The organism is Pseudomonas sp. GW821-FHT09C10, from assembly GCF_059418085.1.
The window spans coordinates 1-18,517 of record NZ_JBWKPE010000012.1 but is presented as its reverse complement, the minus strand read 5'-3'; the positions used below and the strand labels follow the sequence as shown (position 1 = coordinate 18,517).

Sequence of the window (18,517 nt, the reverse complement as noted above, 5' to 3'; positions counted from 1 at the left end):
CATGCGCTACGACACCCTGCACGTGCTGGCCCCCGAACGGGCCGACAGCCCCATCGACGAAGCCCAGGTGCTGGGCTCGGCGGTCTGGCTGTGGATGCACTCCACTGCACACCGGGATGCGCCGTTGCACAGCCTGTCGACCCTGTTGCTGCCTGCCATCAAGCAGCGCCAGTTCATTTTGATCAGCGAAGACGGGCGCCCGGTGTTTTTCCTGTCGTGGCTGAACCTCAGTGCCGAGGCCGAAGCGCGTTACTTGCGCGAGCCGGCGGTGTGCCTGCCGCCGGAGGACTGGAACAGCGGCGAACGCACCTGGGTCAACGACTGGGTCGCGCCGTTTGGTCACACCCCGCGTGTCATGAGCTTGTTACGTCGGCGCCTGTGGCCCAATCGCATCTGCCGTTCGCTTTACCACCGAGGCGATGAGCGCGGTTTACGCGTCATGAATTTCCAGGGGATCGCCGTCCTGGATCTGGAGGCGAAAGCCTGGTTTGCCACTCACCCGTTACCCAGCGACGCGCTCTGATCAGCCTCCGCGCAAAGGACTTGCATGAATAAGCATCTATTTCGAATTGTATTCAACAAGGCTCGCGGCCTGCTGATGGTGGTGGCCGAGAACGTCAAGAGTGCGTGCAAGGCACCCGGCACCACGAGCGCCGTGTCCCGGGCCGGTACCGCCGTGGTGACCCTCACACCGCTGCGGTTTGCGCTGATGGTGGGGATGGGCTGGGTCGCTCTGGTGATGCCGGCGCAGGCCCAGGTGGTGGTCGACGGTTCTGCGCCGGCCGGTCAACGCCCGACGATTGGCGCCGCCGGCAACGGCGCGCCCGTGGTGGACATCACCACGCCGAGCGGGGCAGGGGTGTCGCGCAATACCTATACGCAGTTCGATGTGGACAAGCGCGGCGTGATCCTCAACAACGGCGTGACCAACAGCCAGACCCAACTGGGCGGTTGGATCGAAGGCAACCGCGCGCTGGCCAACGGCAGTGCACGGGTGATCCTCAACGAGGTCAACTCCAGCAACCCCAGCCAATTACGCGGGTTTGTCGAAGTGGCAGGCTCCAAGGCCCAGGTGGTCATCGCCAACCCGTCCGGGATTGCCTGCGACGGTTGCGGCTTTATCAACGCCGACCGGGCGACACTGACCACGGGCCGCGCGCAGTTCGAGAACGGCCTGATCAGCGGCTATCAAGTCTCCGGGGGCAAGGTCAGCATCGGCGGCGATGGCATGGACAGTACTCGGGCCGACTACACCGAGATCATCGCGCGCACGGTTGAAGTCAACGCGGGGATCTGGGCGAAGGACTTGAGCATCAAGGCAGGGGCCACGGATAAAACCCAGGCCGACGCCCCCGCCGTCGCCATCGATGTGGCGCAGTTGGGCGGCATGTATGCCGGCAAGATCACCCTGGTGGGCAACGGTGCCGGCGTCGGCGTGCGCAACGCCGGGCAGATCGGTGCCAGCGCCGGTGAGGTGGTGATTGGCAGCGACGGCCGCATCGAGAACAGCGGCCGGGTCAGCAGCGCCACCCAACTGACTGCCCAGGCGGACAAGGGCATCGACAACAGCGGTACGCTGTTTGCCCAGGGCGACCTGGCACTGAGTGCTGCCGGGGATATCGACAACAAGGGTATTGTGTCCGCCCAAGGGAATACGCGCCTGACCACCACCGGCGCGCAGTCGGCGATTCGCAGCCAGGCCGGTTCCGCACTGGCCGCCGGCGTCGACAGCAGCGGCAAGTTGGGCAGCAGCGGCTCGCTGACCCTGACGTCTGCCGGCACCTTGACGGCCAAGGGGCAGAACCTTGCGGCGCAACACTTGAGCGCCACCGCCGCAACGGTCGACCTCAGTGACAGCCAGACCTCGGCCCAGAGCGTGGCGTTGACCAGCACCGCCGGCAACCTCGATGTGCGCCGCAGCCGCGTCACCGCCGGCCAGGGCCTGACCGCCGACGCCAAGCAAACCTTGCTCAGCGATGCCGCGCAGGTGGGCGCCGCGCAGATCACCGCCACGGCGCTGGACCTCTCCAACGTCGGCGGCAAGTGGGTGCAGACCGGCAGTGCGGGCATGCGCATGACCGTCTCGCACAGTCTCGACAACAGCCGTGGCACCCTCGCCAGTGGTGGCCGCCTCGACGTCAGTGCCGACACCCTGGGCAACCAGCATGGCCTGGTGCAATCCGGCGGGCTCGGCGACTTGCACGTCACGGCTCGCGAGCACCTGGACAACCAGCAGGGCAAGCTGGTCACGGCTGCGCAGTTGTTCCTCGACGGCGGCAGCCTCGATAACCGTAACGGCCAGATCACCGCCGGCGGTGCGCTGGACGTCGACGCCGGGCAGTTGAATAACGCCCAGGGCACGGTCGCGTCGACACAGACGCTGACGGTCAATGCCGACAGCATCCTCAACCAGGGCGGCACCCTCGGTTCGGTCGCCGCCGACCTGATCCTCAACAGTCGCGGGCAACAGCTCGACAATCAGGGCGGCCGCCTTGAGGCCGCCAAAGCCTTGACCGTCAACGCCCAGGGTTTGAACAACCAGAGCGGCGTGGTGACCGGCGCGCAGTTGCTGATCGACACCCACGGCCAGCAGTTGGATAACGGCCAGGGCATGCTCAATGCCAGCGATACGCTGACGGTCGACAGTGGCGTGCTGAACAATGACGGCGGCACCGTGCAGGCGAAGTCGGCGCTGACCCTGGACACCCATGGCCAGTTGCTGAGCAATCGTAATTCCGGCACCCGCGGCGGCATTCTTGGCCAGGCTGCGGTGACGGTGCGCGCCGGGCAATTGCTCAACGACCAGGGCTTTATCGGCAGTGCCAAGACCCTGCAAGTCAATGCTCTGCAGGTGAGTAACCAGGCGGGCCTGTTGCGTGCCGACGGCCATCTGGCGCTTACGGCTGCGCGTGTCGATAACAGCTCGACCCAGGGCGCCAACCAAGGCGTCAAGGGGCAGTCGGTGGCCATCGACGCTGATGACGTGACCAACCGCGGCGGCTCGATCGTCTCCGATGCGGCACTGAGCATCACCGGCAGCGGCACCCTGGATAACGAGCAAGGGATTGTTTCCGCCGGCAGTGCGCTGACCGTGGCCGACCGTGACCTGGCACAGAAACGCCAGGCAGTGAGTAACGTGGCGGGCACGCTGATTGCCGGGCAATCCCTGCTGCTCGACAGTGCTCGTTACAGCGGCAGCGGCAAGGCCTTGAGCCTGGGCGACCTGACGTTTCGGCTGACCAACGACTTCGTCAACAGCGGCCTGTTCCAGGCCAACGGCGGCCTGACGGTAGAGACCGGCGGGCGCTTGACCAACCAAGGCAGCTTCCAGGCCGGTGATCTTCTGCGCCTGAACGTCAACGCCCTCGACAACGCCGCCAGCGGTTTGATCAGCGCGCGTCAGGTCGAGGTCAATGCGGGCAGCCAACTGGATAACCGTGGCTTGATCGACGCTGAGGTCACGCGGATCAACACCGCGACGCTGAACAACCTGGGCACCGGGCGTATTTACGGCGATCACCTGTCCATCGCCGCCGCGACCCTGAACAACACCCTCGAAGGCGGTGTTGCCGCGACGGTTGCAGCGCGCAACCGCCTGGATATTGCCAGCCAGGTAGTGAACAACCGCGAGCACGGTCTGATCTTCAGTGCCGGCGATTTAGCGATTGGGGCGACCCTGGATACCAACGGCAACGCCAGCGGCCAGGCGCAGGAATTGAATAACGCCAGTGCAACCGTCGAGGCGCTGGGCAGCCTGAATGTGAACGCCAGGGTTATCCGCAACACCAACGAGCACTTTGCTACCGAGCAGGTGGTGGCGTCCCGTGATGTGCTGCAGGAGTTCCAGCTGTCTGGCTCCACCAACCGCTATACGCCGGATCAGGTCTCGACCTACAACAATGAGGTCCTGCACCTGGTCACCCCGGAGGGCTATGACGATCGCTGGAACCGCTACGACTACACCCGTGAGGTGACTGAAACGCGGATTACCCAATCCGACCCCGGACAACTACTGGCGGGCGGCAACCTCACCCTGATCGCCGACCAGGTAATCAACGACAAGAGCCGGATCATTGCTGGTCAGGCCCTCAACGCCAATGTCGGCAGCGTGATCAATACCGAGGTGGATGGCCAGCGCATCACTACTGATAAAGGCACGCTGAGTAATTTCTATCGTATCCAGCGCAAGGGCCGCGACCGTCAGGGCCGCAGCGTCACCACCTATACGCCGGCACCGCTGATTCAGCAGATCAAGCTGACACCGACCATGTTTACCGAGTACGCGGCCATCAATGGCACCGGTACGCAGGTCGGCGCGCTGGTGTTGGCCAAGGTCGCGGATAACACCGCCGGCACCGGCGATCTCTCGGGTGTCGGCAGAACCTACGCCGTCAGCCCGATCAGCCAGGTCGAAGCACTGACCAAGCAGAATGCCGCTGGCGCGGTGGAGCAGATCCGGACCGGTGGCTTCAACCCGGACCTGCCCAACAGCAGCCTGTTCCACACCAACCCCGGCAGCACCGCCGGCTACCTGGTGGAGACCGACCCGCGTTTTGCCAACTACCGTCAGTGGTTGTCGTCGGACTATATGCTGCAACGCCTGAACCTTGACCCGGCGGCGACCCAGCAACGTCTGGGTGATGGCTTCTACGAGCAGAAGCTGATCCGCGAGCAGGTGGCACAACTTACCGGGCGGCGGTTTGTCGACGGCTACGCCAGTGACGAAGAGCAGTATCGCGGCATGATCGACAGTGCCGTGACCCTGGCCGATCAGTGGAAGTTGATTCCGGGTGTGGCGCTGACCGCCGAGCAAATGGCGCAGCTGACCAGCGACATCGTCTGGCTGGTGGCCAAGGACGTCACCCTGGCCAGTGGCGAAGTCCGCCAGGTGCTGGTGCCGCAGGTGTATGTGCGGGTCCGTGAGGGCGACATGGATGGCTCCGGTGCCTTGATGGCCGGACGCACGTTGAACCTCGACGTGCGCGGTGACCTGGTCAACGCCGGTAGCCTGTCCGGGCGCGATGGCGTCAACATCAGCGTGCAGAACCTCAATAACCTCGGCGGCCGGATCCAGGGCAACGAGGTGGCGCTCAGTGCCAGCCAGGACATCAACAACATCGGTGGCCTGATCAGCGCCAACAACCGCTTGTCCCTGAGTGCCGGCAATGACCTGAATGTGCGGTCCACCACCACCGACAGCCAGAGCGAGCAGGGCACCCGCACCGGCCTGTCGCGCGTGGCCGGGCTCTATGTCTCGGCCCCTGCGGCCAACCTGATAGCCACCGCCGGCAACAACATCAACCTGCAAGGCGCCGAGGTCAAAAACACCGGTGTGGGCGGTAAGACCGCGTTGGTGGCGGGTAACGACATTACCCTGAGCACCGTGAGTGAATCCTATACCCAGGCCAACCAGTGGGACGGGAGCAATTGGCGCAAGGAAGCCGGGCGCAATGAAGTCGGCAGCGCCGTGCAAGGCGCCGGCGATATTCGCCTGGGGGCCGGGCGTGACGTGAATGTGCGCGGCGCGCAAGTCGGCAGTGATGCCGGCGCCGTGGTCGTCAGCGCCGCGCGGGACATTAACGTAGAGGCCGGCGAGCGCTTCAACAGCGCCGATGAAGCGCACAAGGTTACCGGCAGCAACGGCATGTTCTCTAAAAAGACCATCACCACCCGCGATACGGTGAGCCAGACCAGCGCACAGGCGGCGACACTCAGTGGTGAACAGACGGTGCTGCAAGCCGGCAACAACATTGCGATCACCGGCAGCAATGTGGTCTCGACCTCGGGGACGCTGCTTTCGGCAGGCAATGACATCAAGGTGCAAGCCGCCACCGAGCACCTCAGCGAAGAACATACCAAAGACGTGAAAACCAGCGGCATGTTCAGCGGCGGCGCCATTGCCGTCACCATCGGCTCGCAGCGCCAGACCAATGAGGAGCGTTCGCGCCAGAGCACGGCGGCGGCCAGTAATATCGGCGCCACTGACGGCAATGTGCTGGTCAGTGCGGGCGGCGAGTACCGCCAGGTGGGCAGTAACGTCAATGCGCCCAAGGGGGATGTGTCGATCGACGCGTCCGAGGTCAACATCCTCGAAGCGCGCAACCTCAGCTCGATGCAGACAGAGCAGCGCTTCAAGCAGACGGGCGTCAGCCTGACCCTGACCAACCCGATCGTGAATGCGGTGCAGACCGGCCAGCGCATGAACAAGGCCGCCGAACGTACCGACGACAAACGCATGAAAACCCTGGCGGCGTTGAATACCGCTTGGGCGGCCAGCGATGCCTATACCCAGGTGGCGGCTGATCCGGCCGCCATGGGCGGGATCAACCTGAGTATTTCCCTGGGCACCAACCAGAGTTCGAGCAAGAGCGAACAAAATGGCAGCACCGCGGCCGGCTCGACCGTTGCGGCGGGCGGGGATGTGTCGATTGTGTCCAGCGGCGGCACACGCAACAACGACCTGACGGTGCAGGGCAGCCAGATCACGGCGGGCAACGATGCGTTGTTGAAAGCCGACGGCAATATCCTGCTGGTGGGCGCCCAGAACACCATGGAGCAGCACAGCACCAACAAAAGCATCAGCGGCAGCATTGGCATCGGCATCTCCTTTGGCGGCGAGAAAAATGGCCTGAGCTTCAATGCCTCGGCGTCCCAGAGCCGCGGCAATGCCGATGGCAACGACCTGGTCTGGAGCAACACCCACCTGACGGCGGGTAACCAGGTCAGCCTGATTTCCGGCAAGGACACCACGATTCGCGGCGCCGTGGTGTCGGGTGACAAGGTCAAGGCTGACGTCGGTGGCGACTTGAATATCGAGAGCCTGCAGGACACCAGCACCTTTGCTTCCCAGCAGAAAAGCATGAGCGCCGGTATCAGTATCTGCATCCCGCCGGTCTGCGCCGGCGCCGCTACGGCGAGCTTCAGCTCGACTAACACTAAGCAGAAGTCCAACTTTGCCAGCGTGATCGAGCAATCGGGCATCCGCGCCGGCGACGGTGGTTTCGACATCAACGTGCGCGGCAATACCGACCTCAAGGGCGGTGTGATCGCCAGTTCCGACAAGGCCATCGCTGACGGTAAGAACAGCCTGACCACCGGTACGCTGACCGTGTCCGACATCCACAACTTTTCCGAAGCCAGCGCCAAGACGTCAGGGGTCGACCTGAGTTCGGACATGCTCGACGGCAAACTGGGCACGGCCAAGGCGCTGCTCGCCAACAGCCTCAACAATGGCTCGGATTCCGACTCCGAATCCAGCGACACCCGCAGCGCGATCAGCGCCGGTACCCTGGTGATCACCAACGCCGAGCGCCAGCGCGTGGTCGGCGGCATGACTGTCGACCAGACAATTGCCAACCTGAACCGCAACACCGAAGCCGCCCATGCCGCCGTGGAGCGCCTGGATGTGGCAGAAATGGGGCGCAAGGTCGAGGCCGAGCAGGAGATCAAGCGTGAGTTCTATCATCAGGTCTCGTTGTTGGCGGATGAGGCGTATCGCAAGATCTTTATCGAGAAGGCGCGGGTGTATGAGGTCTTGAAGGACAAGGATGGCAAGGCGTTGATTGATAAAGACGGCAAGGTTGAACGTCGCGAGTTGAGCGACGAAGAGAAACAGCACCTCAAGAAAGGGCCAGACGGCAAGGTGCATATCGCTAACAACGGCATTTTCAACGACATCGATGGTGCCGCTAAATATGCTAACCAGCACAGCACCGCCGATACCGGGCCGCAATATTTGATCCACTTTGAGAAAGCCAACAATTTCACGTCCGAGCTGATGATCGCGGCGTATCAGAAAAACCTTGAAAATGACTTCTGGGGTTTATCCAATGCCACCGTGCAAACCAAGGACTACATGGTCCAGTTCGGTCAGAGCGGGTTGCATATCGACGGGCACAGCCGGGGCACGCTGACCACCGGCAGTGCGATGGAATCATTGGCCCGTGATCCGGCCAACGCTGGCGTTCTGGGTCAGACGTCGATGAACTTCTTTGGTGCAGCCTACGGGGTGCAAAAGGCTGACTCGCTGTTGGGGATATTGCAGAACCGCTCAACGTTCAGTTCTGAGGAGCAACGCGAGGCGATGGCGCTGCAGTACCAGAATCATAATTTCGACCCCGTTGCGCGAACACCCGGCGTAGGGTTTAACGCTGGCACAGGCGGTACGATCCCGGAGGGAAGCGTTCGTGTATGGGAGTGGCTGAAGGTGCTGGGCGGCGAAAACACCGTGCACAACTGTTATGGCGATGGCGGACCAGCCTGCCAGCCTTTCTGGCGGGATTCACCCGACGGTGTCTCACACTTTGTTCGAGTTAAACCATGAGGAAGAACGCCATGTTCAGTCGGTGTCTGCTGTTAAGTTTTTGCGCGGTGTTAACGACCGGCTGCACGGGCAGGGGCTTTCAACCTCCGCCGCCTGATTTTACCTATTGGCAAAAGAGCGGGGTGTCGGTTGAAGGCGTCAAGAGCAGCATGCTCGCGTGCGGGTACGCCAATGTGGCGGGCACGGGCGGCGGCTCAATCGATGAGAAACTGAAGCACTTCTATTGCATGAAGGACGCTGGCTTTACCCGCAAGGATAATCTGGATCTGTGCAAGCTTGGCCGCATTGGCGAATCTCCAGTGTGCGAAGGCCGTCGCTGAACCATCACTAAAAGGAAGCAAGGCATGAACGATCTACGCAATGGACTGTACGGCGTCGCGCTGGCATTGGCGTCGGCAGGGCTGGGCGGTTGCGCCTCGTCGATGACGGTCACCGGCGAGCCGGGGGTGAAGATGGGCCAGAGCTACGCCCAGGTGCTCGCCGTGGTCGGCCGAAACAACGCTGTGACCAAGCAGGTCGATGGCCAAGGCTTCCGGGCTGAGGGTTATTCGCCGATGTTCAAGGACTGCCGGATCAAGTACTTCATCTTCCAGGGCGCTGATGGCTTGCAGCAGGTGAAGTACGAGCCGGCGCCAGAGCTGTCGGTCAACCAGAATTGCCGTCAGCCGTAAGCGGCCCTTTATTCCTCTGCGAGTTGACTGCTGATGAGCCTTTTACGTGTGTTTCCCGTGGCGTTGCTGGTACTGCTGACCGGCTGCGGCCAAGTGGCGAACATCCGCTCCCTGTCCACCGGCTACGTTGCACCGCAGACCGGCGAGACCGCCCGCGTGCGGTTGATCACCGATGGTCTGGTGCGCGCGGTGCCGGGGCGTGATTGCCTGGACTGGAACGTGCCGGGCGCCGGGGTGATGGCGTCGACGAAAGCGGGCTTCCCCGATCACAACGGTGAAAGCCTGGGCATGCCTGGGCCGATTTATTCGTGGGCGGCTGCGGTGTCGTCGGAATTGGTGGTGCCGGCGAACACGCCGATCGCCTTTCATTACCTGGGGCAATTGCAGTATTCCCGGCAATGCTCCGCCAGCATGGCCTTCGTGCCTCGGCCCGGGGTGGATTACATGGTGCAGGCGTCCATGTATGCCAATTGTTCGATCCAGTTGCATGAACTGCCGGCGGGCGCCACGCAATGGGTCGCGGTGGAGCCTGCGTCCAAGGGCAAGCTGTCGATGTGCAACGCGATGGATAACTTCTAGTGAGTCGCGGGATTAATTTTCAACGCCTATGGCTTTTTTTCAGTCGCCCAAGGTCCACATCCTTCAAGCACCTTTGAATCCAGGAGTAAGCCACCCATGACCACCCCCAAGGCACTGTTGATCCTCCACGGCAAGCAGGCCCTCAACGAGGACGTGCGCAGCGCCGTGCTGGCGCGGCGCGATCAGGGTTGGGAGCTGGCGGTACGGGTGACCTGGGAGGGTGGTGACGCAAAGCGCCTGGTCAAGGAGGCCTTGGAGGGCGGCTACACCCACATCATTGCCGGCGGCGGCGATGGCACCTTGCGCGACGTGGCCGAGGCCATGGCGCAGGCCAAAGGTGAGGCCAGCCTGGTGCTGATGCCTCTGGGGACCGCCAACGATTTCGCCAAGGCTGCCGGCGTGCCATTGGAGCCCGCCCGGGCCCTGGCGTTGCTGGATGTGCCGCCCCGTGCGATCGACCTCGGCCAGGTCGGCGGGCAAATCTTCCTGAATATGGCCACCGGCGGCTTCGGCAGCCAGGTCACCGCCAATACTTCCGAAGACCTGAAGAAAGTCCTGGGTGGCGCCGCCTACCTGTTCACCGGCCTGACGCGCTTCAGCGAGTTGAAGGCCGCCTATGCCGAGCTGGACGGGCCGGATTTCCACTGGAAGGGCGAGCTGCTCGCCCTGGGCATCGGCAACGGTCGCCAGGCGGGCGGTGGGCATGTGCTGTGCCCTGGCGCATTGGCCGACGATGGCTTGCTCGACATCAGTATCCTGCCGGCGCCCCAGGAAGTGGTGGGCACCTTGCGCGAGCTGATGGGTAACGGTTGGGAGCTGGACGCGATGTTCGTGCGGGCACGCCTGCCGTGGGTCAACATCAAGGTCGCGCAGGGCTTGTACATCAACCTCGATGGTGAGCCGCTGGAAGGTGACGACCTGCACTTCGAGGCCTTGCCCAAGGCCCTGCGCGTGCATCTGCCGGTGGGTTCGCCCCTAGTCGTCCAGGCTGATGATCTGCTCGCGCACGGCAAATAACACCAGGCCCGCCACGTCGAATATCTGCAGGCGCTTCATGATTTGCGAGCGGTGGGCTTCTACGGTCTTGATGCTCAGGCCCAGGCCGTGGGCGATCTCGCGGGTGGATTTGCCGCGCACGATCAGGCGCAGGATTTCCAGTTGGCGGGCCGTGAGGTTATGACTGTGGCGTGCGGGCGTGGCGGGTTCCTGGCTGCGCACCAGCGCCTGGTTGATCACGGTATGGGCGATCGCCGGGCTCAGGTAGCGCTCGTTGTTGCGCAAGGCCCGCAACGCGTGTTCCAGCTCGTTGGCAGTGGTGTCCTTGAGCAGGTAGCCGTGGGCGCCTGCCTCCAGCGCGCACATGATCAGCTCCGGGTCGGTGTGCATCGACAGGATCAGCACCTTGCTCCTGGGGTGCGCACGCTTGAGTTGCTGTAGCGCATCGAGGCCGCTGGTGTGCTTCATGGACAGGTCCAACAGCACGATATCCGGCAGCAAGGTATTGAACTGCTCCAGCAACTGCGCGCCATCGCTGGCTTCGCCGGTCACTGTGTAGCCGGGAATATCCTGGATCAGCGCACGTACGCCGGCCCTGATCAGTGCATGGTCATCCACCAGGAGTAATGTGCAGGTCACTCGATAACCTTAGGGGCGCTGGCCCGTTCCAGAGTGCGGGGTGCCCAGGGGAAAAGCGCGTCGATCCGTGTGCCGTTGCCTGGTTGGCTGCTGACGGACAATGAACCGCCAAGCTGGTCAATGCGCTCGGACATGCCAGCCATGCCCCGTTGACCTTCCAGGCCGGGGTTGATGGCGGGCGAAAAGCCCTGGCCGTCATCACAGATGGTCAACGACAGGCCCTCGGGCAGGCGTTGCAGGCGCACCAGTAGATTGCGCGCCTGGGCGTGGCGAAGCATGTTGGTCACGGCTTCCTGGGTAATGCGAAAGGCCGCCACGGCCATTTCTTCAGGGATGCCGGTCAGTCGTTGCTGGCATTCGAGGCTCCAGTGCACCGGGGTGTTTTCCAGGGTCTTGAGCAGGTGCGCGCGCAGGCTGGCTTCCAGGCCCAGGCTGGCGAGCTGCCGGGGGTTGAGGATGGCGGATACGTCGCGCACCTTGGCCAGGGTCTCGTTCAAGGTGTTGCACAGCACGGTGCACTGGCTTTGCAGCTCCTCCGGCAGGCGGCGCTTGAGCCATTCGCTTTGCAGCTTGGCGGCGGTCAGCAACTGGCCGATATCGTCATGCAGTTCACGGCTGAGGCGATGACGTTCGTTTTCCTGCACTTGCAACAGGCGATCGGCCAACTCCTGGGGCTGGAACTTGATGGATTTACGCGAGCGCCACTGTTGCAGGCCAACCACTACCAAGATGGCCAGGTTGAGCAGCAGCACCAGCAGTGGCAGCGGCGCGGAGCGGCTGTAGGCCCACAGGCTCAGCAGCAGCGAGCCGAAGCACAGGGCGAGGATCAAACGGCGTGCGTTACTGCGGGACGCGGACCTTGCGATGAATGTCTTGAGGCTGGCATGCATAGCGGATGGAGCCAATGAAGGTTCGCTGCGGGAAGACCGGTCGCGGCTGACCGGGCTCTGTTTGGAATACGTTCTTGAATCGTTCTCAAGCAGGCTGAAGTTGAGTCACTTCAAGCGGGGGCATAGTACCACCACTCTTACCGTTGGTCGCCAGGTGCCGTGCCTGGCGGCCTATTTAAACGCGCAAGAACGCGGGGAATGATAATCCCGGCGTTAATGAAGTGAGGTTGTATTATTTCAAAGGGTTTGTATCGTTAATAGCTAATTGATGTTAAATCGCCATTTTGCTCCAGCGAGTTAGTTGGCGCTGTCGTTTTTAGATAACCCCGTGCTTGAATGCGACCTGAGAGCGCCTCAAGACAAATGATGCATACGTTGTTGCGGATTGTAACTGAAACCCTTTTGCGGAATTTGCAGGGTGACGGTGTCAATCAACTTGGTCTGTTCTTCTTTATCCAGGGTCAGTTGGCCTGTTTTTGCATCGATCAATTCCAACTGCCAGGCCAGCAATGTCAGGCAGTCATGCAGGGCCCCCAGGGCTTGATCGTGTAACTGCAACGGGTTTTCGGCGTTGGCGATCACGTCCTGGATATGCCGCGAGAACTCGCTGATCGCTTGCAGGGCCAGGCAATCGGCCTTTTCGGCGAGCTTGATCAGGCTGATTTTCATGCAGTCGATGGCGTCACTGTCGTTGCGAATCAGATGCAGATGGCTCAGGCATTCTTCCGACTTGGCCAGCAGCTTTTCAGCCTCGCGCAGGAACTCAGGAAGTGCAAGTTGCCACTCGTTACCGTCGTTCATCATGCAAGTCTCCACAACATAAGGTCGGGTGATGAGAGGTCGCACCGGGTGAATGGCGTAAAACTACCGCTGAAAGATAACGGGAATCTGTAGGTCGCTTCTGAGTTTTCAGTAGGACGTTTATTTGAATGACGGCGACGGCTGCGCGTGGCCCTCGTGAGTGGGCTCGATTGCACACCTTCAGTTGCCGCGACGTGAGCGTCTGGAAAACCCATAAGACGAGGGCTGTGGATGGCAAACAAAAGCCTGACTCCATTCATGCAATGAGAATGGCGTCACATTAATGGCTATTAGATATTGCGAATATCAGGTTGGGCCTGATTGTGTATAGGGGAATCCCTTACATGGCGGAACCTTGCGTCGATTTGAGTGTCGCGCAATGTCGCTGCACCGCCATATGAACAGGCCTCAGCAGTAAAGCATGATGTCAGTGTGACATCAATGAATTTACATGGCATTTTACTGGGGTCAAGGTCCGGCGTTTGCCGCCGATAACAAGCTAACTGCACAAACACTTCGCGCATTACTTTCCAGCGCACACCAGGAGCTCTTAATGGCCGGCATTCTCGACACGGTAGACCAACGCACGCAACTGGTGGGTGAGAATCGCCTGGAGATCCTCATGTTCCGCCTGGCCGGGCGGCAGCTGTTCGCCATCAACGTGTTCAAGGTGCAGGAAGTCCTGCAACTGCCCAAGCTGACCCTGATGCCCCAGCGCCACCCCTTCGTGTGCGGCGTGGTCAACCTGCGGGGCCAGACCCTGCCGGTGATCGACTTGTCCCAGGCCATCGGCATGCGTCCGCTGGTGCCGGGCCCCAACAGCACCATTATCGTCACCGAGTACAACCGCTCGGTGCAGGCGTTCCTGGTAGGTGGCGTGGACCGCATCGTCAACATGAACTGGGAAGCCATCCTACCGCCGCCGACCAGCGCCGGGCGCCAGCATTACCTCACCGCCATCAGCAAGGTCGACGACCAGTTGGTGGAAATCATCGACGTGGAAAAAGTTCTCGCCGAGATCGTGCCGTACAACGCCAAGGTCTCCCGCGAAAAACTCGACGACCCGGTGCTGGAACGCGCCCGTGGCCGCGAAGTGCTGCTGGTGGACGATTCCAACGTGGCCCTGTCGCAATTGCGCGACACCCTTGGCCAACTGGGCGTGAAGATGCACATCGCCAGCGACGGTCTCAAGGCGCTGAACATGCTCAAGGCCTGGGCCGACGCCGGCCATGTCATGACCGACAAGCTGCTGATGATCTTCACCGACGCCGAAATGCCCGAGATGGACGGCTACCGCCTCACCACCGAAATCCGCAACGACCCACGCCTGCGCAAGCTCTACGTGGTACTGCACACCTCGCTGTCGGGCAGCTTCAACGACTCGATGGTGAAGAAGGTCGGCTGCGACAACTTCCTGTCCAAGTTCCAGCCGGACAAGCTGGTGGATGTGGTACGTCAGCGCCTGATGCTGGACGAAGCGTCCGCTTGACCTTAGGGTGACGGCTTTGCCCCTCAGGAATGTTGGCCCATGCTTCGTCTCAGCGCGTTGTACCGTTACCCCTTGAAGTCCGGCAAGGCCGAAACCCTGCAACAGGTCGGCCTGGATAAACTCGGGTTGGACGGCGATCGACGCTGGATGCTGGTGGATGAGGCCAGCGGGCGTTTCCTCACCCAGCGCGCCGTAGCGAAGATGAGCCAACTGTCGGCGTTGTGGAACAGCAGCGGTGGCCTGACCCTGAGTTCGCCTGGCTACGCGCCGCTGGACGTGGCGTTGCCCGGCAGTGCGGCCGAGCTACGTGGCGTGACCATCTGGCGCGACACCTTGCGTGTGCCGGACGCCGGCGACGAAGCCGCCGCCTGGGTCAGCGCCTTTATCGGCAAGCCCACGCGGCTGGTGCAGATCCCCCTTGAACGGGCGCGCACCACCCAGGCAGGTTACGGCCGCGATGATGACCAGGTCGCGTTCGCCGACGGATATCCGTTGCTGGTGATCGGGCAAGCGTCCCTCGACGACCTCTCGCAAAAAGTCGGCCGTCCCATGGACATGCTGCGCTTTCGCCCCAACCTGGTGATCGAAGGCAGCGACGCCTTCGCCGAAGACGGCTGGAAGCGCCTGCGCATCGGGGATGTGGAGTTCCGTGCAGTCAAGCCCTGCTCACGCTGTATTCTCACCACCATCGATCCGCACACTGGCGAGCGCAGCGCCGACCGTGAGCCTTTTGTGACGCTGGAGGCCTACCGCAAGACCGAGGACGGCGCGATTTTTGGCCAGAACCTGGTCAATGATGGCGTGGGCCGCCTGGAAGTGGGCATGCCAGTGATCATCCTCGAATAAGCCATGGGCCCATAAAAAATGCCCGTCTCCCAGGAGACGGGCATTTTTTTTGCGGCGCAGCGATCAGCCGCGGTATTCGCACAGGTAAGCGGTGTCCACCGCGACCTTCAGCTGGAACTTGCTGTTGGCCGGTACGTTGAACTGGCTGCCGGCGGCGAAGGTTTCCCAGTCGTTGGCGTCGGGCAGCTTGACGCTCAGGGCGCCGGACACCACGTGCATGATTTCACGCTGGGCGGTGCCGAATTCGTATTCACCCGGGGCCATCACGCCGATGGTCGCCGGACCTTCTGCGGTGCCGAAAGCGATCGACTTGACGGTGCCGTCGAAGTACTCGTTGACTTTGAACATGGGCGAATCCTCGGAAAAAGGGTCTGGAAAGGTCGGCCAGTATGCCCAAGGCCAGGGAAGCTGCCTAGACCGGCAAAATCAACGGTAACAGGCGCGCGGTGTTGCGTGCATCTTCCAGCGCTCGATGTTGCTGGCCCTGGAACTGCATCCCCGCCAATTGCAGGGCGCCATTGAGCCCCAGGGGCTTGTCCAGGCGCCGGGCCTTGGCGAAGCGTTGCTTGAGGTTGACATGGGGCGTGGGGGCCATGGCGCTGGCCAGGCCATGGCGCTGCCATTCGAGCTCCAGCTGCACGCGGTCGTAGTCACCCCAACTGGCCCAGCCTTCCAGGCGCGCCTGATGCTGGCCCAGCCAGCGCTCGAACAGCGGCCACACCTCGGTGAACGGTGCAGCGCCGTCGATGTTTGCCTGGGTGATATGGGTCAGCTGGCGACAAAAGGGCGTGAGCAAGGGGCGGCGCAGCGGCCGCACAAAGCGCTGGAAGTGGTCCAGTTCGCGGCCCTGGCGGTTCACCAGGCTCGCGCCGATCTCGATGACTTCCATCTCCGTCACGGGCCAGCCGCCTTCATCCGTTGTGGCTTCAAGGTCAATAATCAGCCAATGAGGCATCGCGCAGGTTCCCGTACTCGTCCTTTCCTGTTGGGGATAGAGCGTAGACCGGCCTTGTAGTTCCGACTAGGGGGTTATTCGATCTCCAGCAGAACCTGGCGATTGCGTACCTGATCGCCCGCCATCACCTGCACGGCCTTGACCACGCCGTCCCTGTCGGCCTTGAGTGGATGCTCCATTTTCATGGCTTCGAGCACCAGCAGCAGTTGGCCTTTAGTCACCTGTTCACCGGTGCTGACGCGGACGTCGACGATGGCACCGTCCATCGGTGCCTTGACCGTGCCGCTGCCGGCGTCGGCCTGGCGCCCGGCAACTTGCTGGGTGCAGTTGTTGACGATAAGGCCAGGCAACCACAGCCGAGAGCCCTCCAGGTGATAGGCGATACGGCGGCGAATGCCGTTGAGCACCAGGGTGGCGTGACGGCCATCGGTGCTGAGTGGCAAGGGGGCGGCGGTGACGGTGTGGGTTTCGCCGTCGGCCTCCAGGCGAAAGGTGCAGGGAACCCGGGCGTTGTTGCGCCATCCCGCGAGGCCGTGGGGATGCTGGTCGGCGCTGTGTTGGTAAAACAGTGCGGCGGCGAGGGCGAGTTGATCACTTGTCGCGGGCTGGTGCGGTATTTCGCTGAAGTGCTCGGCGATAAATCCGGTGCTGAAATCACCGTCGATAAACCCTGGGTGCTTGAGCAGTTCAGCCAATAAGCGCTGATTGGTCGTCACCCCCAGCAACAACGTGTCTTCCACCGCCCGCAGCAGTTTGCGCCGGGCTTCTTCGCGGGTGGCGCCATGGGCGATGAGCTTGCCGAGCATCGGGTCATAGAACGGGCTGATGGTTTCGCCTTCGCACAGCCCATGGTCAACCCGTACGCCCACGGCCGGTTCCCAGCGCAGTACCTCACCGGTTTGCGGCAGGAAGCCCTGGGCCGGGTCTTCGGCATAGAGGCGCACCTCCATGGCGTGGCCGCTCAGGCTCACCTGCGCCTGCTCGAGCGGCAGCGGCTGGCCGGCGGCGACCTGCAGTTGCCAGGCCACCAGGTCGAGGCCGGTGATCAGCTCGGTGACCGGGTGCTCCACTTGCAGGCGGGTGTTCATTTCCAGGAAGTAGAACCGGCCGTTGCGGTCGAGCAGGAACTCCACGGTACCGGCGCCGAGGTAATTCACTGCGCGTCCGGCCTTGAGCGCGGCCTCGCCCATGGCCTGGCGCAGTTCGGGCGTCATCACCGGGCAGGGCGCTTCCTCGATGACTTTTTGATGGCGGCGCTGGATCGAGCAGTCGCGTTCGCCGAGGTAAATCAGGTTGCCGTGGCGGTCGCCGAACAGTTGGATCTCGACGTGGCGCGGCTCGATCAGTGCCTGTTCGAGGATCAGCTCGTCACTGCCGAACGCATGCCTGGCCTCCGAGCGGGCGCTGTGCAGGCTTTCCAGCAGCGCCTCCGGCTGGTGGACCAGACGCATGCCACGGCCACCGCCGCCGGCGCTGGCCTTGATCATCAACGGGTAGCCGATGCGCTCGGCTTCACGTTGCAGGCAGGTGTCATCCTGGGCGCTGCCCTGGTAGCCGGCGATGCAAGGCACGCCGGCCTCGAGCATGGCGAGCTTGGACCGGCGCTTGCTGCCCATCAGTTCGATGGCCTCGGCGCTGGGGCCGATGAAGGTCAGGCCGGCGTCCTGGCACGCGCGGGCGAAACCGGGGTTTTCCGAGAGGAAACCGTAGCCGGGGTGGATGGCGTCGGCGCCGGTTTTTTCCGCGGCCTCGAGGATGGCCGGGATGTTGAGGTAGGACAGTTGTACCGCAGCGGGGCCGATGCGTACGGCTTCGTCGGCCATCTGCACATGCAGGGCCTGGGCGTCGGCGTCGCTGTAGACGGCGACGGTGCGGTAGCCCAAGGCCTGGGCTGTACGCTGGATGCGGCAGGCGATTTCGCCGCGGTTGGCGATCAGGATTTTTGTGAACTGCGGCATTTTTTGCTCCGTGTGTATATCCGTTATTTAGGTAACGGCCACTTAGGGTTCCGCTCTTACAGCGGGTCACTTTTGGAAGGACCCAAAAGTAACCAAAAGGTCCTCGCCCCAACACTCGGCACCTCGCCTAGGCTCGGTGTGCCCTCACTCCGGCTTTGGAGCGTGGGCCGCCGCGATGGGCCATCCATGGCCCAGCGCGGCTAACCCGGCGTCCTGCCGGGTTACCCACGCTCCAAAGCCTGCGTTTGGCCAGCGTGTTTGACGGGGCGATTTGAGATCAAGAGCCAAAGCGCGGCGGCCTTAGAGCCGACCGGAGTTGGGTCTGGTGTACTCGGTAAAAAATGTGGGAGGGGGCTTGCCCCCGATTGCA

General features: G+C 62.5%; 14 protein-coding genes. 8 read left to right on the top strand and 6 right to left on the bottom strand.

Annotation, left to right across the window (positions count from 1 at the left end; genetic code table 11):
• Position 1: 1 nt before the first annotated feature.
• From AC07OT_RS21590 to yegS, 6 genes are all read left to right on the top strand, one after another.
• Complete coding sequence (locus AC07OT_RS21590; RefSeq protein WP_065940548.1) at positions 2-523, top strand: toxin-activating lysine-acyltransferase; 522 nt, start codon at positions 2-4, stop codon at positions 521-523.
• 24 nt (positions 524-547) lie between these two features.
• Positions 548-8,323, top strand: coding sequence for a hemagglutinin repeat-containing protein (locus AC07OT_RS21585; RefSeq protein WP_495109005.1), 7,776 nt, complete (start codon positions 548-550; stop codon positions 8,321-8,323).
• 11 nt (positions 8,324-8,334) lie between these two features.
• A complete protein-coding gene (locus AC07OT_RS21580) occupies positions 8,335-8,643 on the top strand; it encodes a hypothetical protein (RefSeq protein WP_053133393.1) in 309 nt (102 codons plus the stop codon).
• A 24-nt stretch (positions 8,644-8,667) separates the two neighbouring features.
• Entirely contained in the window at positions 8,668-8,994 is a 327-nt protein-coding gene (locus AC07OT_RS21575) for a hypothetical protein (protein ID WP_495109004.1), read from the top strand.
• A 33-nt stretch (positions 8,995-9,027) separates the two neighbouring features.
• Positions 9,028-9,573, top strand: a complete 546-nt coding sequence (locus AC07OT_RS21570; RefSeq protein ID WP_495109003.1) for a hypothetical protein — start codon at positions 9,028-9,030, stop codon at positions 9,571-9,573.
• Positions 9,574-9,669: 96 nt separating this feature from the next.
• Positions 9,670-10,590, top strand: coding sequence for a lipid kinase YegS (yegS, locus tag AC07OT_RS21565; protein ID WP_495109002.1), 921 nt, complete (start codon positions 9,670-9,672; stop codon positions 10,588-10,590).
• On the opposite strand, the gene AC07OT_RS21560 is transcribed toward yegS, so the two are convergent.
• The 3 genes from AC07OT_RS21560 to AC07OT_RS21550 form a co-directional block, all read right to left on the bottom strand.
• Entirely contained in the window at positions 10,549-11,208 is a 660-nt protein-coding gene (locus AC07OT_RS21560; protein ID WP_495109001.1) for a response regulator, read from the bottom strand. The two genes, yegS and AC07OT_RS21560, sit on opposite strands and share 42 nt — an antisense overlap.
• On the bottom strand, positions 11,205-12,098 hold the full coding sequence (locus tag AC07OT_RS21555) for a sensor histidine kinase (RefSeq protein ID WP_495100730.1): 894 nt from the start codon (positions 12,096-12,098) through the stop codon (positions 11,205-11,207). The genes AC07OT_RS21560 and AC07OT_RS21555 overlap by 4 nt, the downstream gene beginning before the upstream one ends.
• A gap of 354 nt (positions 12,099-12,452) precedes the next feature.
• Complete coding sequence (locus AC07OT_RS21550; protein WP_174557005.1) at positions 12,453-12,902, bottom strand: hypothetical protein; 450 nt, start codon at positions 12,900-12,902, stop codon at positions 12,453-12,455.
• 550 nt (positions 12,903-13,452) lie between these two features.
• Between AC07OT_RS21550 and AC07OT_RS21545 the strand changes: the two genes are divergently transcribed.
• Complete coding sequence (locus AC07OT_RS21545; RefSeq protein WP_027603884.1) at positions 13,453-14,388, top strand: chemotaxis protein CheV; 936 nt, start codon at positions 13,453-13,455, stop codon at positions 14,386-14,388.
• Between the two features lie 39 nt (positions 14,389-14,427).
• Entirely contained in the window at positions 14,428-15,234 is an 807-nt protein-coding gene (locus AC07OT_RS21540; protein ID WP_495109000.1) for an MOSC domain-containing protein, read from the top strand.
• 63 nt (positions 15,235-15,297) lie between these two features.
• On the opposite strand, the gene ppnP is transcribed toward AC07OT_RS21540, so the two are convergent.
• From ppnP to AC07OT_RS21525, 3 genes are all read right to left on the bottom strand, one after another.
• A complete protein-coding gene (ppnP, locus tag AC07OT_RS21535) occupies positions 15,298-15,582 on the bottom strand; it encodes a pyrimidine/purine nucleoside phosphorylase (protein ID WP_027603886.1) in 285 nt (94 codons plus the stop codon).
• A gap of 64 nt (positions 15,583-15,646) precedes the next feature.
• The gene (locus AC07OT_RS21530) at positions 15,647-16,189 is read right to left on the bottom strand and encodes a 3'-5' exonuclease (protein ID WP_065940541.1); all 543 of its coding nucleotides are present in this window, start codon (positions 16,187-16,189) and stop codon (positions 15,647-15,649) included.
• Between the two features lie 74 nt (positions 16,190-16,263).
• A complete protein-coding gene (locus AC07OT_RS21525; protein WP_495108999.1) occupies positions 16,264-18,147 on the bottom strand; it encodes an acetyl/propionyl/methylcrotonyl-CoA carboxylase subunit alpha in 1,884 nt (627 codons plus the stop codon).
• Positions 18,148-18,517 lie beyond the last annotated feature (370 nt).